Source organism: Sulfitobacter sp. G21635-S1 (genome assembly GCF_027213915.1).
Taxonomy (GTDB): domain Bacteria; phylum Pseudomonadota; class Alphaproteobacteria; order Rhodobacterales; family Rhodobacteraceae; genus Sulfitobacter.
The window spans coordinates 95,180-110,492 of the sequence record NZ_JAPWGV010000011.1 but is presented as its reverse complement, the minus strand read 5'-3'; the positions used below and the strand labels follow the sequence as shown (position 1 = coordinate 110,492).

At 62.7% G+C, this 15,313-nt stretch carries 13 protein-coding genes and 1 tRNA gene; 2 read left to right on the top strand and 12 right to left on the bottom strand.

What is annotated here, in order from left to right:
• Positions 1 to 44: 44 nt before the first annotated feature.
• The 12 genes from O4H53_RS12705 to O4H53_RS12650 all read right to left on the bottom strand — a co-directional run bounded on the left by O4H53_RS12705 (position 45) and on the right by O4H53_RS12650 (position 13,430).
• On the bottom strand, positions 45 to 467 hold the full coding sequence (locus tag O4H53_RS12705; protein ID WP_114277436.1) for an acyl-CoA thioesterase: 423 nt from the start codon (positions 465 to 467) through the stop codon (positions 45 to 47).
• Entirely contained in the window at positions 467 to 1,645 is a 1,179-nt protein-coding gene (boxA, locus tag O4H53_RS12700) for a benzoyl-CoA 2,3-epoxidase subunit BoxA (RefSeq protein ID WP_269364165.1), read from the bottom strand. Before boxA ends, O4H53_RS12705 begins: the two co-directional genes overlap by 1 nt.
• Positions 1,646 to 1,763: 118 nt before the next feature.
• Entirely contained in the window at positions 1,764 to 3,215 is a 1,452-nt protein-coding gene (gene boxB / locus O4H53_RS12695) for a benzoyl-CoA 2,3-epoxidase subunit BoxB (protein WP_269364163.1), read from the bottom strand.
• Between the two features lie 103 nt (positions 3,216 to 3,318).
• On the bottom strand, positions 3,319 to 4,977 hold the full coding sequence (gene boxC / locus O4H53_RS12690) for a 2,3-epoxybenzoyl-CoA dihydrolase (RefSeq protein ID WP_269364162.1): 1,659 nt from the start codon (positions 4,975 to 4,977) through the stop codon (positions 3,319 to 3,321).
• A gap of 115 nt (positions 4,978 to 5,092) precedes the next feature.
• A complete protein-coding gene (locus O4H53_RS12685; protein WP_269364161.1) occupies positions 5,093 to 5,542 on the bottom strand; it encodes a DUF309 domain-containing protein in 450 nt (149 codons plus the stop codon).
• Complete coding sequence (locus tag O4H53_RS12680) at positions 5,535 to 6,359, bottom strand: alpha/beta fold hydrolase (protein WP_269364159.1); 825 nt, start codon at positions 6,357 to 6,359, stop codon at positions 5,535 to 5,537. The genes O4H53_RS12685 and O4H53_RS12680 overlap by 8 nt, the downstream gene beginning before the upstream one ends.
• Positions 6,359 to 7,897, bottom strand: coding sequence for a benzoate-CoA ligase family protein (locus tag O4H53_RS12675; RefSeq protein WP_269364158.1), 1,539 nt, complete (start codon positions 7,895 to 7,897; stop codon positions 6,359 to 6,361). Before O4H53_RS12675 ends, O4H53_RS12680 begins: the two co-directional genes overlap by 1 nt.
• Before the next feature lie 73 nt (positions 7,898 to 7,970).
• Positions 7,971 to 9,788 carry an AMP-binding protein gene (locus O4H53_RS12670; RefSeq protein WP_269364156.1) on the bottom strand — a complete coding sequence of 606 codons (1,818 nt, stop codon included), beginning with the start codon at positions 9,786 to 9,788 and terminating at the stop codon, positions 7,971 to 7,973.
• Between the two features lie 16 nt (positions 9,789 to 9,804).
• Complete coding sequence (locus O4H53_RS12665; RefSeq protein WP_114277429.1) at positions 9,805 to 11,121, bottom strand: TRAP transporter large permease; 1,317 nt, start codon at positions 11,119 to 11,121, stop codon at positions 9,805 to 9,807.
• Position 11,122: 1 nt separating this feature from the next.
• A complete protein-coding gene (locus tag O4H53_RS12660) occupies positions 11,123 to 11,704 on the bottom strand; it encodes a TRAP transporter small permease (RefSeq protein WP_269364154.1) in 582 nt (193 codons plus the stop codon).
• An 81-nt stretch (positions 11,705 to 11,785) separates the two neighbouring features.
• The gene (locus O4H53_RS12655; protein WP_269364152.1) at positions 11,786 to 12,817 is read right to left on the bottom strand and encodes a TRAP transporter substrate-binding protein; all 1,032 of its coding nucleotides are present in this window, start codon (positions 12,815 to 12,817) and stop codon (positions 11,786 to 11,788) included.
• A 536-nt stretch (positions 12,818 to 13,353) separates the two neighbouring features.
• Positions 13,354 to 13,430 (bottom strand) — tRNA-Met (locus tag O4H53_RS12650).
• A 190-nt stretch (positions 13,431 to 13,620) separates the two neighbouring features.
• Between O4H53_RS12650 and O4H53_RS12645 the strand changes: the two genes are divergently transcribed.
• Positions 13,621 to 14,622 (top strand): phosphatase PAP2 family protein, encoded by a 1,002-nt coding sequence (locus O4H53_RS12645; protein ID WP_269364150.1) that lies wholly within the window; start codon positions 13,621 to 13,623, stop codon positions 14,620 to 14,622.
• Between the two features lie 95 nt (positions 14,623 to 14,717).
• Positions 14,718 to 15,275, top strand: coding sequence for a fasciclin domain-containing protein (locus tag O4H53_RS12640; protein ID WP_269364149.1), 558 nt, complete (start codon positions 14,718 to 14,720; stop codon positions 15,273 to 15,275).
• The last annotated feature ends 38 nt before the right edge of the window (positions 15,276 to 15,313 follow it).

Sequence of the window (15,313 nt, the reverse complement as noted above, 5' to 3'; positions counted from 1 at the left end):
GCAAGTCGATCACCCCGGCAAGGGCTCAGCCAGGGCATTCTGCATTATTTCGCACGAATATGCGGCTCAACGATGGCCCGAAGGTCCGGTGGCACCGGCTGGCTTCTGAACTGGTCCGCGATGGTGAATACACAGGTGAACCGCCCCTCGAAACACAGCTTGCCGTCCTGGGATCCGTTCACCGCGAAACTGATGGATTTGTCACCCAGCCGGGTCGGGAAAGTGTCGCACATCAGGGTGTGGCGCGGGGTGACCGGGCTGCGGAACTCCATCGCCAGGCTGACGAAAGGCGTGCCGACGTTGCGGTCGATCTCCATCTGGAACCAGCCGTCACCGCCCAGATGCGCCTCCCACCAGGCGTTGATCGCATCCAGCGCGAAATAGGGCAGACGGGCGGTATAGGCGATGCGCGCCGGGTCGCAGTCACCCCAGGTGACGTTGACAGGGTGGATAAAGGGATCGGCCATCAATAGGTCTCCACGTGGTAACGCCCATCCTCACGCATGGCATCACGCAGGGCGGTCCATTGCTGGCCCAGGCTTTCCGCGATGGAGGTCAGGGCCAGTTCGACCCCTTCCTCCATGCCGCGTAACCCGCAGATGTAGATATGCGTGCGGTCATCCTCAAGCAGTTCCGCCACCCTGTCCTGCTCGGCCAGGATGCGGTCCTGCACATATTCCTTGTCCTGATCCGGCTGGCGCGAGAACACAAGGTGTTGTTTCAACAGGGTTTCCGGCACCTTTTTGAGCGGGCCGAAATAGGGCAGGCTGTCTGGCGTGCGCGCGCCGAAGAACATGGTCATGCCACCTGTCGCACCACTGCGCTGGCGCTGCATGGTAAAGGCACGCATCGGGGCGGAGCCGGTGCCGGTGCAGATCAGCAGCAGATGCGATTCCGCCGTGGAAGGCATCAGGAAGGTGGCACCAAAGGGGCCGGTAACCTCGACTTCCGCACCCTGCTCCAGATCGCAGAGGTAGTTGGAGGCAAGGCCCTTGTCCTCGCGCTTCACCGTGAGCGAGATGTTGTGATAGCCCGCCCGCTCGCCGTCGCGGGGCGAGGAGATGGAATAAAGCCGGGGCAGATGCGGCTTGCCCTCTGCATCCGTGCCGGGGGGAATGATGCCGACCGATTGCCCCTCCAGCACCGGAAAGGGCAGCGCGCCGGGGTCCAGGATGATGTGGCGCACATCGTGGGACGGGTCCTTGGTCAGCGGGTAATTGCCCTGCACTTTCATCCGCGCCGGTTTACCCAGCGTGTACATGTTGACCGTGGGCTTGCCCGCACTCAGCGGGGCCTTGGCCTTGCCGCCCGCGCCCTTGTGCGCCTCTGCCAGCAGGGCGGCAATCGGATCGACCGCTTCCTCGTCATCGCTGGCGGGGGCGGCTTCGATGTCTTCCTGCTCGGGCAGCTCGTCGAATTCGAACTGTTGTTCCAATGTATAGGGGGTCTGCACCACCCGCCATTCGTCGATGGAGCCGGTGGGACAGACCGGGATGCAATCCATGCAGAAGTTGCAGATGTCGGCGTTGACCACGACATTGTTGTCGTCATGCTCGATCGCGTTGATCGGGCAGGTCATTTCGCAGGTATAGCAGCGGATGCAGATTTCCGGATCGATCAGGTGTTGCTTGACCGGTTTGTTCATATGCGCTCTCCCCTCCGGCCCGCTGGTCGGGCGGCATGTCCTTCCTGTGCGAAAGGTGCGTGACCGGCACGCACCTTTCGATCTTGCCGCAAGCTGGGTTTGAAACCCACCCTGCCGATCAGGCCATGTGCAACTTCACATATTCGAAGTCGCCCGGCTTGTTGTCGATCCCGACCTTGGGTGCGGCGATCCAGGAGGCGTATTTGCCCGGCTCGTAGCAAGGCACCATCAGCGACTGGATGAAATCACCGTCTGCCTTGGTCGGCAACCATTCATCGCGGCGCTTGTGCCATTCCTCGGCCGAGATGATCTGGCCATCGGGGTCCACGGCCACGGTGCTGAACACGCCGATCTGGCGGTGAAAGCCCTCATGCGGCAGCTTCAGTTCGAAATCCACCCCGGCCTTCTGGATCTGCTTGTTCCAGCGGCCCACGCCCCCTGCCGCATCGCGCACATAATCGTCGCGCAGGCGCATGTTGATGGCGGTCAGCGCCGGGGCGTCTTCGGTCACGATCTTGCCGTCCTTGATGGAGGTCACGGGATAGGTGTCGCCGGTCAGCTTGTGATCGTCGTCGATCCGCTGCTCCATGTAGCGCCCCTTGATGCCGGAGTTGAAGGCATTGGCGGCATTGGTCGACACCTCCTGCCCGAACAGGTCCAGCGACAGGGTGTAATGCAGGTTCAGCTTTTTCTGGATCGTGGGCAGGTCGATGACGCCCAGATCGCGGATCTTGTTGATGTCGGTGGGGTCGGTGATGCCATGTTTCGCCATCGCCTCCAGCGTCGCCTGAATGGTGCGGCCGACGCCGGTTTCGCCCACGAACATGTGATGCGCTTCCTCGGTCAGCATGAAGCGGCAGGTGCGCGACAGCGGGTCGAACCCCGATTGCGCGAGGCTTTCCAGCTGCATCTTGCCGTCACGGTCGGTGAAATAGGTGAACATGAAGAAGGACAGCCAATCCGGCGTTTCCTCGTTGAAGGCCCCCAGCATCCGCGGGCTGTCGTCGGAGCCGGAGGAGCGGACCAGCAGGTCATCCGCCTCTTCGCGGCCATCGCGGCCAAAATATTTCTGCAGCAGATAGACCATCGCCCAGAGGTGACGGCCCTCTTCCACGTTGACCTGGAACAGGTTGCGCATGTCGTAAAGCGAAGGTGCTGTCAGGCCGAGGAAGCGCTGCTGTTCGACCGAACCCGGCTCCGTGTCGCCCTGGATCACGATCAGGCGCTTGAGCATGTTGCGGTATTCGCCGGGCACTTCCTGCCAGGCCGGTTCGCCATAGTGTTCGCCCATGGGGATCTTGCGGTCCTCGACTGCGGGGGCCAGCAACACGCCCCAGCGGTATTCGGGCATCTTGACGTAGTCGAACTTGGCCCAGCCTTTCGGGTCCACGCTGACGGCGGTGCGCAGGTAGACCATGGATTCCTGAAAGTTCTGCGGGATCAGGTCGTTCCACCAGTTGATATAGCCGGGGTGCCATTTTTCCAGCGCCTTGAGAACCTTCTTGTCCTCGCTCAGGCCCACATTGTTGGGGATTTGGGTGTCATAGCTTACGTTGATCAGGTCGAGCATCTTATTCCTCCAGGTCGGTGCGCATGAATGCGCACCCTACGGTTGGTTACATCCGTTGGTCGCCGTATCCGGCGTAGGGTGCGCATTCATGCGCACCGATATCTCACACACGTTCCATGTCATATTCGCCGCGCTGGCCGGTGCCATAGCGTTGCAGCGCGCCTTCCTTGCCCACCGCGTTGGGGCGCTGGAAAATCCAGTTCTGCCAGGCCGTCAGCCGGCCAAAGATGCGGGTTTCCATCGTCTCCGGCCCGGCAAAGCGCAGGTTCGCCTCCATCCCCGTCATCGCATCGGGGCTGAAGGAGGCACGTTCTTCCATGAACAGGCGCACCTCGTCCTCCCAGTCGATGTCGTCATAGGCATAGGTGACCAGCCCCAGTTCTTCGGCCTCATCGGCCTCCAGCGCCGCGCCGATGGAACCCCGCAGGCTTTCCACCTGCTCCGGCGTGCCCAGGAACCGCGTTTGCAGCCGCGTCAGGTCATTGCCCATCGGGTAAGTGCCGAAATTGCCTTCGGACAGGGTGATGGCTGCCATGTGGCGATTGTCGCCGTCGAATTCCTCAAGCATCATATAGCTGCGGTCCACCGCCCAGAGCAGTTCGGCCAGCGGCCCGGCAAAGCAGGACCCATGTTCCACGATCGCCACCAGCGACCGCGAGGTCATGTCGATCCGCTTGAGCACGCGTTTCCAGTATTGCAGCACCTCATTGGCCAGCCAGTGATCCTTGTTGCCCAGCAGCAGCGCCTCATGGGCGATGACCTTTTCGGGGTCTCCCTGGGTCTGGAATTCGATCAGGCCCAGTTCCTTTTCATTGTTGCGCAGATGCAGGATCGCGTCGTCCAGCTCGCGCGCGCAGCGCAGCAGCCAGGTTTCCGCCCCCTCGGCGGCAAAAGCCGCCATATCAGCAGGCGCATCCGCATCCGGGCCCTTGATGGTTATCGTGGCGCGCGCGCCCTTGCGGTTCAGGGCAACCTCGACGGTGGAATAGGTGACGCCATCCTCGGCAAAGCTGCGGCTGATCGGGGTCAGCGCGATGCCCTCGGCCACATCCGCCTTGTCGGAAGCGGCCGCCAGTTCGCGGGCGCGTTCCAGCACCGCCTCGTCGAACCTGGAGTTCGGAAAGACCTCGTCCACCAGACGCCATTCGACCGCGCGCTTGCCCTTCACCCCTTCCTCGATGGAGCAGAAGACATCCGCAAGATCCCGGCGTACCTTGCGCTTGTCGGTCACACGGGTCAGCCCGCCGGTGCCGGGCAGCACCGCCAGCAGCGGGACTTCGGGCAGGGCAACCGATGACGTGCTGTCATCGGTCAGCATGATGTGGTTGCAGGCCAGCGCCAGTTCATAGCCGCCGCCCGCGCAGGCCCCTTTCACCGCGCAGATGTAGTTCTGCCCGCTGTCGGCCAGCGCCGCCTCATAGGTGTTGCGCGTCTCATTGGTGAATTTGCAGAAGTTGACCTTGTGGCTGTGCGCGGCACCGCCCAGCATGCGGATGTTGGCCCCGGCACAGAACACCTTGTCCTTGGCCGATTGCATCACCACCACCTTGACCTCCGGGTGTTCGAACCGCATCCGCTGCACCACATCGGCCAGTTCGATGTCCACGCCCAGATCGTAGCTGTTCAGCTTCAGCTCATAGCCGTCGAAAAGCCCGCCCTTTTCATCCACGTCCATGAACAGATGGGCCACCGGGCCGTCATAGGTCACTTTCCAGTGCCGGTATTTCGACGGGTCCGTCTGAAAGTCGATGATCTTGGTCATGGGTAATCCTTTCACAGCCTGCCTGGACCTGTTGGTGTATTATAATTCCATCCTCTTGCGGGTAAACCAGTGAACTTGCCAGAATTCGCCGCTGTTTTTGCAGTATTATGCATATCTACGTGGTTTCCAGCGTCTTTCGCGTCTGCACCACCCAATGCCGGACCTCTGAGACCTCCAGCCCCAGAATCCTGGCTGTTGCATCGCAGCGGGCCAGATGCCCCTCCACCATGTTGCACAGCCGCCAGGCCGCGCGGGGCCGTTGCATGGTGATCTTGAGACGCGCATTGGCCAGCTGGATCAGCGCCTGGGTCATGTCGCGCTCCTGCGACCCTTCCGGCGTGCGCATCCAGACCGCCTCAAGCACCTCGTGACACTCCCAGTAATAGCCCGCATCGAAATAGGCCCGCCCCGCCTGCCAGGCCGCCGTGTGGTGCAGGTCGGCGACCGCGACCTCATCGGTCACGCTGGCCTTTATCCTGTCGAACCACCCTTCCGGGTGGCGGCGCGTCACGCCGGGGACATAGACGTGCGGTGGCAGTTCGGGACCATCCGGCGCGTCAGGCAATACGGACCTCTTCCCGCTCCAGCCGGTGCAGCCTTGCGCAGAATTCGACGATCGCCTCCTCTGTCTGCTCGGGATACTCAAGATGCGGCGCGTGGCCACACCCCTCCAGGATCAGCGTCTCCAGCGGGGAATAGATGCGCGCCTCGATCTCGCTGATCTGGGCAAGGGTGCCGTAAGGGTCCTCCCGGCCCTGAATCGCCAGCACCGGAATGCGCAGGTGGTCGATGCAATCGGCCACATTCCAGCTCTCGAAAGCCGGGTCCGTCCAGGCGTCGTGCCAGCCGTTGAAGGCGGAATCCACATCGCGGTGATACTTTGACAGACGATTGCGCAGGGTGCCCTCGCGGTACGCCTTGCCCGCCGCGCGGATGGCTGTCAGCCCCTCTGCCTCGGCAAAGAAATGCGGCGCGATCAGCACCAGCCCCCGCACCCGCATGTCGGAGACGGAGCCGCCATAGATGGCGGCAATGGTGGCACCGTCCGAATGGCCCAGCAGCACCGCCTGGGCAATCCCGGCGGCATCCAGCAGCGGGCCCAGCACATTCTCCGCTTCCAGCGACATGTAGTTCAGCGGGCGCGGCAGCGTCACGGGGTCGGAGCCGCCATAGCCCGCCCGCGCATAGGCCAGCACACCAAATCCCGTTGCCGCCGCCAGACGGGCGGGCAGGTCGCGCCATTGCGCGATGGAACCAAGGCCTTCATGCAGCATGACCAGCGTTGGTGCCCGATCCGGCGCAGGGCCCCAGCAGCCGTATTCCAGCGCAGAGCCCCCCAGTGTGATCCGGTCAGCCGGTTTCTCGCTCCATTCGATTGCCATCAACAGTCCTCTCTCAGCTTGAAACGCTGGATCTTGCCCGTCGCTGTTTTAGGTAGCTCTTCGACCACCTCGATCCAGCGCGGATATTTCCACTTTCCGATTTTCTCTTTCACATGGTCCTTCAGCACCTCGCGGAGCGCGTCCGGGTCTTCCCCCGCCTGCAAGACGACAAAGGCCTGTGGTTTCTCCAGCCCTTCCGCGTCGCGTTTGGCCACCACCGCGGCCTCCAGCACCGCCGGGTGGCTGATCAGCGCGCCCTCAACCTCGAAGGGGGACAGCCAGATGCCCGAGACCTTGAACATGTCATCGGTGCGCCCGCAATAGACCAGCCGCCCGTCGGCGCGTTTTTCGTATTTGTCGCCGGTCCGGGTCCAGACCCCCTCGAAGGTGCTGCGCGACTTGTCGCGCTGGTTCCAATAGCCATTGGCCGCCGAAGCGCCGTTGACCAGCAATTCGCCGATGCCGCCCGCCGCGACCTCCTCGCCATTCTCGTCGACCAGCCGCAGGGCATAGCCCGGCACCGCGCGGCCCGAGGTGCCATAAACGATGTCGCCCGGTGCGTTGGACAGGAAGATATGCAGCATCTCGGTGGAGCCGACCCCATCCAGAATGCCGACCCCGGTGTGCTTTTCCCAGCGGATGCCGACATCCTCCGGCAGCGCCTCGCCCGCCGAGATGCAGACCCGCAGCGGGGCCTTTGGCGCGCCGTCACGGTTCATCTGGGCAACCATTGCCGCATAGAGGGTTGGCACCCCGCAAAAGATCGTGGGCTTGTGGGTCCCGATCGTCTCCAGCATGCCGGGGGGGGTCGGCCTGCCGGTGTAAAGGATCGTGCTGGCCCCCACCGACAGCGGAAAGGTCATGGCATTGCCCAGCCCATAGGCGAAAAAGAACTTGGCCGCCGAAAGCACCACATCATCCTCGCGGATGCCCAGCACCTCGGCGCCATAGGTGTCGGCGGTGGCACGCAGGGCGGAATGGACATGGGCCACGCCCTTTGGCTGACCGGTGGAGCCTGAGGAATAAAGCCAGAACGCAACCTCGTCGCTGCTGACCGGCAGGGTATCCTGCGGTGGCGCATCTGCCGTGAAAGCGGCGAAATCCTGGGTGCCTTTGGGCGCATCGCCGATCACCACCACCTGGCGCAACCAGGGGTTATCGGCGATGGCGGGGGCCACCACCTCCCACAGGGGGGCCGAGACGAAAAGGATTGCGGCGCGCGAATCGCGCAGGATCGCGTCATAGACAGGGGTCGCCAGCAGGGTGTTGAGGGGGACAGGCACCACTCCCGCCTTGATCGCGCCCCAGAAAATCTGCGGGAATTCGATCTGGTCCAGCACCAGCATCGCCGCGCGTTCCTCGGGGCGGATGCCCGCATGGCTCAGCGCCCCGGCGACCCTGGCCGCCCCTGCCGCCATCTGCGCATAGCTCAGTTTGCGCCCGGTTTCAGCTTCGGTATAGGCAATCTTCTTCCCCCGCCCCTCGTCGATATGGCGGTCCACGAAATAGGTGACGGCATTCGCTTGTGTTGACTGCATCTCTTCCTCCCACGGTAGAGGCAGTGTGCACTTGAGTGCCGCAGCCGCAAGCGGTGCGGATAAGAATTGCACTTTAGTGCAAAATGCGGATCACATCCGGGGTTTCCGGGCCAAACAGACGCGCCACCAGTGCGGCTCTGCGGGACAAAAAGCGGGGGAAGTTCAAGTTGCCTTTCGCCGTTGCCTCCCCCTCCGCCATCGACGCGGGTTCTGCCAGGACGATGGCGGCACAGATCCGCCCGGCACTGCCCGCCGCAGTGGCGGCGAGCGCTGTCAGGCGCTGTGCCAGTTCGGCCTCCAATGCGGCGCATTTGAGCACGCCTGCCGCTTCGGCAACCTCCCAGCCCTTTGCTGCGATTGCAGCACGGTTCGGCAGGATCATGGCGCGCACGTCGTCACGCCCCTCGCCGGCGATCACGACATCCTGCGCAAAGGGGGCAAGGGCCGACAGCAGATCAAGCCGCAGGTTCGCCGCGCGCACCCAGGTGCCGGATGTCAGCTTGAAATCTTCCGACAGGCGACCGTCAAACCGCAGGCCCCGGTTCGCATCCGCAGGGTCCACCAGCCGCATTGCATCGCCGGTGATAAAGAACCCCTCGTCGTCAAAGGCTTCGGCCGTCTTTTCGGGGTTGTCCAGATAACCGCGGGTGATGCTGCCGCCCCGGACACGCACGTCACAGCGCATGTCGGCATCCGGCACCAGCTTGACCTCGATCCCGGGCATCGGGACCCCAACGATACCGGCACCCTTCGCGGGCTCATGGCTGATCAGGCAGCCGGGCGCGGTTTCGGTCAGGCCCCAGGAGGTGGTGATCAGCGGCAGCTTCCCGCCCGCCGCCAGCGCCAGACGCTCCAGCGCCGCCCAGGTGTCCTGCGGCAGCGAGGCACCAGCATAAAAGATCATGTCGAGATCGGCAAAATAGGTATCGCGCAGGGCCGCGTCCTGCTCCAGGGCGCGCACCAGCTGCGCAAAACCCACAGGCACGTTGAAGCTGATCGTGCCCGGGATCAGCCCGAGGTTTTCGACCGTGCAGTCGAACAGCCCCGGCGCGGGCTTGCCATCGTCCACATAAAGACTGCCGCCATTGGCAAGCATGAGGTTGAAATTATAGGAGCCGCCAAAGGTATGGTTCCACGGCAGCCAGTCCACGATCCGCGGCGCGCGGGCAGAGAGGAACGGCAGGCAGGCCGCGATCTGTGCCTGGTTGGTGGTCAGCATCCTATGTGTGGTCAACACGCCCTTCGGCGCCGAGGTGGACCCGGAGGTCAGCAGGATCTTGGCCAGCGTTTCCGGCCCCACCGCTGCGGCGGCGGCGGTGATGTCGGCCCCTGAAGGCACCAGCAGATCGGCAAGGTCCGTGGCCCCGCTGTCGCCCGGCGCAGCGGAAAGCGCCTCGACCCCGGCAAAGTCGTCCAGCGCAAGCGCCGCCGCGTATTGCGTGGCGTCGGCGGCAAAGACCAGACCGGGCCGTGCCAGCGCCGCCGCATGGGACAGGCGCGGGTGGGCCGCCGGGATCAGGCTGTATTGTTCAGCCACCGGGATCGTGGGGATGCCCACGTATTGCGCCGCCAGTGTCAGCAACCCGTGATCCACACCATTGCCGGACAGGATCATGATCGGCCTGTCCGGGCCCAGGTCGCGCTTCACCAGATGACTGGCAATGGCGCGGACCAGGGCAAGCGCCTGCGCATAGGTCACCTCGCGCCAGCCCTGCCCCTGGCGTTCCGCAAGGAACACCGCATCGGGTGTTTTTGCCGCCCAATGATCCAGCCAGTCACCGGTCCGCCGCGCGACCGGCCCCAGCGGCAGGTTCGACCGCATCAGCAAATTGCCATCCGCCCGCTCCTGCAAGGTGACATCATGCGGTTTCAGGTTCAGATGCGACGTCATGGCAGGGGGGCCTCCCCTAGGACAACAGGAAAAGGGTGATGCCGGGGAAGGCAACAAGGATGATGACACGCAGGATGTCGGAGCCGACAAAATACATCACCGCCTTGTAGGTTTCCGTCATCGGGGTTTCGCGGTCCATCGTGTTGATGATGAAAAGGTTCATCCCCACCGGTGGCGTGATCAGCCCCACCTCCACCACGATCAGCACCAGGATGCCGAACCAGATCGCCACATGTTCCGGGCTCATCCCGAAATCCATGGCAGAGACAACCGGGAAAAAGATCGGCACCGTCAGCAGGATCATCGACAGGCTGTCCATCAGGCAGCCGAAGATCAGGTAGAACAGCAGGATGATGCAGAGCACCAGAAGCGGGCTGAAGCCCTGGTTCACCACCCAGTCGGCCATGAACTGGGGCACGCCAGAGAGGGCCAGGAACCCGTTGTAGAACCCTGCCCCCAGCACGATGAAAAAGATCATCGCGGTGGTCTTTGCCGTGCCCAGCAGGCTGTCGCGCAACACCGCCCAGTTCAGGCTGCCCGACAGCAGCGCGACCAGCCCGGTCCCTGCAGCCCCGATGGCAGAACCTTCGGTCGGGGTGAACCAGCCCAGGTAGATGCCGCCGACCACGATGAAGAAGATCACCAGCACCGGCCAGGTATCGGCCAGCGCCCGGAACCTTTCGGCCATGGGAACAGCGGGGCGCGTGCCTGCCGCCCTGGGGTTCAGGCGCACATAGATCGAGATGGTGATGATATAGCCGATGGCGGCAAGGATGCCGGGAACGAAGGCTGCCAGGAACAGCTTGGCAATGTTCTGTTCGGTCAGGATCGCATAGATCACCAGGATCACCGAGGGCGGGATCAGGATGCCCAGCGTCCCGCCCGCCGCCAGCGTCGCGGTCGAAAAACCACCCGAATAGCCGTAGCGCCGCAGCTCCGGCAGGGCGACCTTGGACATGGTCGCCGCCGTGGCCAGGGAGGAGCCGCAGATCGCGCCAAAGCCTGCACAGGCCCCGACCGCCGCCATGGCGACCCCGCCCCGGCGGTGACCGAGGAAGGATTCCGCCGCCTTGAACAGCGCGCTCGACATGCCCGACAGGGTGGCAAACTGGCCCATCAGCAGGAACATCGGGATGATGCTCAGCGAATAGCTGGAAAAGGTCGTGTAGGTTTCAGACTTCAGCTTGGCCAGAAGCGGTGTCGGATTGCCGCCCATGAAGAAGTACCAGCCGCCAAAGCCGCAGAGCATCATGGCAAGCCCGATGGGTGCGCGCAGGAAGACCATGATCAGCAGAACGGGAAAGGACCAGAAGCCCAGCTCAAGACCGCTCATGTCAGTGCCCTTCCGCTTGATTTGGCAGCAGGTCGCGTCCGGTAAGCGCCCCCGCCAGGCGCAGGGCGGCGCAATAGACCGCCACGATACAGGCGACCACCCCGGCGGCAAAACTGCAGGCATAGGCCCACCAGACCGGGAATTGCAGGAACAGCGTTGTCTCGCCATTGCCGAAGTAGCGTTCCAACCCGCCGAAAAGCCGCCAGATCAGCAGGATCACGACCGCCGTCAGCACGATCTCCCAGATCGCGGCCAGCCAGCGGTTGAAGGCATCCGGCAGGGCCGCGGTGAAAATGTCGACGGTGGCATGTGAACCGTGCAGCTGGCAGATCGGCAAAAAGGAAAAAATCGCAAAGGCAACCCCGGCTTCCAGCAGTTCATAGCTGCCGTTGATCTCTCCGATCCCGAGATCGAGCAGAAACTGCGAAACCCCGGTCAGCATCCTGTCGAAGAAATCCGCATGCAGGAACTTGTTCACCGAGCGTCCGATGATCGACAGCGTGGTCAGCAGAATCAGCGCCAAGAGAACGAAGCCCCCCAAAAGCGCCGTAACGCGTGCAAGGGCGTGGACAATATTGCGCATCCGCGACAACCTTTCGGTAAAATAGTGCCAAAAAACCGACCCGCAGCATGCAGGCTGCGGGTCGGTCAAACGCCGGGCGTTTTACTGCTGGTAGGCGTCCATCAGCGACTTCGCCTCGTCGATCAGAGCCTGACCGTCGATGCCCTTGTCCTGCATGTCCGCAACCCATTCCTCGTAGATCGGCTGGGCCGCATCGCGCCAGACCTGGGTCTCCGCATCGTTCAGCGTGACGATGTTGTTGCCCAGATCAACGGCAAGCTGACGGGCGGGGCCATCGGCATCCGCCTGGGTGCCGCCCGCGAAGATAGAGAACTCCAGACCGGAGTTGTCGTCGATCACCTTTTTCAGGTCATCGGGCAGGCTTTCATAGCGGTCCTTGTTCATCGCCAGCACGAAGGTCAGCGTGTAAAGCGCACCGTCGAATTCGGTGTGGTTCTTGACCAGCTCCGGCACCTTCAGTGCTGCGGTGACTTCCCAGGGGATCGTGGTGCCGTCGATGACACCCTTGGACAGACCTTCGGGGATCGCCGGAACCGGCATGCCGACCGGTGTCGCACCGGTGATTTCCAGCAGACGGTTCACCAGACGCGAGCCGCCGCGGATCTTCATGCCTTCCATGTCGGCGGGTGTGCGCACTTCCTTGTTGGCATGGATCAGACCGGGGCCGTGGACCCATGTGCCCAGGATGTGCACATCCTTGAATTCGCCGTCCTTCATGTGCTTTTCGAACATCTGCCAATAGGCAGAGGATGCCGCGCGCGCGTCGTCGACCATGAAGGGCAGTTCAAAGACTTCGGTCGACGGATAGCGGCCGGGCGTATAGCCGACCACGGTCCAGACAATGTCTGCAACCCCGTCGATGGCCTGATCCATCAGCTCGGGCGGGGTGCCGCCCAGTTGCATCGACGGATAACGCTCGACCTTGATGCGGCCTGCGCTGTCCTCTTCGACCTTGTCGGCCCAGACATCGAGTACCAGCTTGGGCACGTTGGCCTGCGGCGGCAGGAACTGGTGCATGCGCAGGGTGACATCCTGCGCCATGGCGGTGGTTGCTGTGAGCGCCGTTGCCAGTGCGGCACCCGCTGCTCCCAGAAGCGTTCTGCGAAACATCATGTGGTCTTCTCCCTTTAAGATTCCCGACCTCGCCCTTATCACCGGACGATGGCCTTTTGTGCATGCTACTGGATCAGACAATACCAGCGTATCGGCGTCAACAAAGGCTTGGCTCCAAGTCGGCCAATTCAGCAAAATCGCCAATTGCGCGGCGATTTAGGCATTATAGTTCCTGACAGGCTGCCCTGGACCGGGGGAAACAGGCACCGGAAGGCAGCGCCCGACCTGGAGGGCGATCAGAGCTTTGACGCGGAGAGGAACGCCTCAATCCGCGGGCCGGTCATGGCTTGGCAAAGGGTGCAAAATCGCTCTCCTGGCGGGAGGTCGGGCGGGGAGTTGGCCAGACCAAGCAGCAATGGGACGGCAAGTTCCGCGAAGGCAACCATGGCACGGCCAACGTCTGGTCTGGATCAGAAATGTTTGCCCCGCGGGCCAGTATCGCATGGCAGCACCCGCTGACGGGATTTCAGAAAATCCACCGCGCCGGGTCAAACCCCGTGACTGCCGCACTATGGCGGCCTGCACAAAGGGGGATATGGTGGCGTTAGGTGGACTCGAACCACCGACCTAACGATTATGAGTCGTTCGCTCTAACCAACTGAGCTATAACGCCATGAGCGCGTGGACTATGCCAGCCCACCGCGCCCGTCAAGCATAAAACCAACTTGTTTTGTCCCGAACCGGGCCGCAGCGCGCCGGGCCGGTACAAAGCTCATTCAATTGCCCCGGCGCTGCCCCAATCTGGCCCGATACTGCCCCTATCCCACCTGCTGAGATGACCAAAAGCAGGTGAACCGCGCCCGATGCCGACCGACATGAGCCCCGACTACGTCACCGCCCGGCCCCTTGCCCCCCTGGCGGGGCTGGCCACCCTCGACCCGCGCCGCTGGTTTGCAGGGCCGGAACTGTTCCTGATCGCGCTGATCGCCGCCACCGGAGCCGTTGCGCTGATTCTGTCGGTCCTCTTTGCCCAGGCCGTTGCCTGGAACGCCTTTCTGATCAGCTTTGCCCCGAGTGCCGGGCTGATCCTGTTGGGGGCCTATGTCCGCAGCGCAAAAAACATGCCCCGCGCCGCGGTCTGCGCCATCGCCACCGGCATCTACATCGGCTTTTCCGGGGTGATCACGATCCTGATCTATCTGCGCTTTCCGATCACGGTGCCCCTGCTGGACGCGGATCTGATGCGGCTGGATGCGCAGATCTTCGGGTACGATTGGCAGGGGTTCACCACTGCCATTGCCGCCTATCCCGTGATCGGCCGTGCAATCGGCTGGGTCTATGGCAGTTCGCTGATGCAGCTTTTCGCGGTGATCTTCATGCTGGGCTACCTCGGCCGGTCTGTCGCGCTTTACCGGGTGTTGATCACCGGCACGGTTTCGCTGCTGCTGGCCGTCGCCTTCTGGTGGCTCTGGCCCAGCCTTGGCCCCTCGGCCTATGTCACGCTTCCGGCAGAAACAGAACGCGCCCTTGGGCTGATCCACGGACAGGAGGCAGGTGCCCGGCTGCGCGACATGGCGCAGAACGGCAATGCCGTGATCACGCCACAGATCATCATGGGAACCATCGCCTTTCCGTCCTACCACACGGTTATGGCCTGTCTTGCGGTCTGCTTTGTTGCCGGGACAGTGATCTTCTGGCCGATGCTGCTGATCAATTTCGCGATGCTCCCCGCGATCCTGTCCCATGGCGGCCACCACTTCAGCGATGTCCTCGGCGGGTTGCTCACCTTTGCCCTCGCCTATGGCTTTGCCCGCCTGACGGTGCCAGAAAAATCAGCCCGGCCGGACCCGGGCGAAACTTTCTGACGGAATATTTCAAAACTTTCCAAACTTTTGAAACTAATGCCATCAGGCGTTCGTTGTTCCCCCATACGACACAGATTTTAATGTTGGGAGACAAAATGAATACGCTGAAAATGACACTAGCCGCTTCTGCCATTGCCCTGGGGACAACCGCCGCTTTTGCTGCAGAAAATCCCATGGTTGGCGGCGCGGAAATGTTCGCCGACAAGAACATCGTCGAAAACGCCGTGAATTCGGCGGATCACACAACGCTTGTTGCTGCGGTCAAGGCGGCAGGCCTGGTCGAGACGCTGGCGGGCGAAGGCCCCTTTACCGTCTTTGCCCCCACCAACGAAGGCTTCGAACGCCTTGAAGACGGTGCCGTCACCACTTTGCTGGAACCGGCCAACCGTGATCTGCTGACAAAAACACTGACCTGCCACGTTGTTGCCGGCAAGGTCACAGCCGAAGCGCTGACCGGCATGATCGCGGCAGATGGCGGCAAGCATATGGTCCCCACCGTCGGCGGCTGCATGCTGACCGCGTCAATCGCTGACGATGGCCGTGTGCTGATCACCGATGAAAACCAGAACGGCGCCTTCGTGACCATCGCGGATGTGAACCAGTCGAACGGCGTGATCCACGTGATTGACGGCGTGATGCTGCCCAAGCAGTAAGCCACCGCACTGACCGGCTGAATACCTGACCCCCGGGG

What these genes read in the sequence shown, in the direction of transcription:
- O4H53_RS12660 (WP_269364154.1), bottom strand. Translation starts at nt 11,704, where the DNA reads ATGCGCAATATTGTCCACGCCCTTGCACGCGTTACGGCGCTTTTGGGG.
- O4H53_RS12655 (WP_269364152.1), bottom strand. Translation starts at nt 12,817, where the DNA reads ATGATGTTTCGCAGAACGCTTCTGGGAGCAGCGGGTGCCGCACTGGCA.
- O4H53_RS12665 (WP_114277429.1), bottom strand. Translation starts at nt 11,121, where the DNA reads ATGAGCGGTCTTGAGCTGGGCTTCTGGTCCTTTCCCGTTCTGCTGATC.
- O4H53_RS12645 (WP_269364150.1), top strand. Translation starts at nt 13,621, where the DNA reads ATGCCGACCGACATGAGCCCCGACTACGTCACCGCCCGGCCCCTTGCC.
- boxB (WP_269364163.1), bottom strand. Translation starts at nt 3,215, where the DNA reads ATGCTCGACCTGATCAACGTAAGCTATGACACCCAAATCCCCAACAAT.
- boxC (WP_269364162.1), bottom strand. Translation starts at nt 4,977, where the DNA reads ATGACCAAGATCATCGACTTTCAGACGGACCCGTCGAAATACCGGCAC.
- O4H53_RS12680 (WP_269364159.1), bottom strand. Translation starts at nt 6,359, where the DNA reads ATGGCAATCGAATGGAGCGAGAAACCGGCTGACCGGATCACACTGGGG.
- O4H53_RS12705 (WP_114277436.1), bottom strand. Translation starts at nt 467, where the DNA reads ATGGCCGATCCCTTTATCCACCCTGTCAACGTCACCTGGGGTGACTGC.
- boxA (WP_269364165.1), bottom strand. Translation starts at nt 1,645, where the DNA reads ATGAACAAACCGGTCAAGCAACACCTGATCGATCCGGAAATCTGCATC.
- O4H53_RS12640 (WP_269364149.1), top strand. Translation starts at nt 14,718, where the DNA reads ATGAATACGCTGAAAATGACACTAGCCGCTTCTGCCATTGCCCTGGGG.
- O4H53_RS12670 (WP_269364156.1), bottom strand. Translation starts at nt 9,788, where the DNA reads ATGACGTCGCATCTGAACCTGAAACCGCATGATGTCACCTTGCAGGAG.
- O4H53_RS12675 (WP_269364158.1), bottom strand. Translation starts at nt 7,897, where the DNA reads ATGCAGTCAACACAAGCGAATGCCGTCACCTATTTCGTGGACCGCCAT.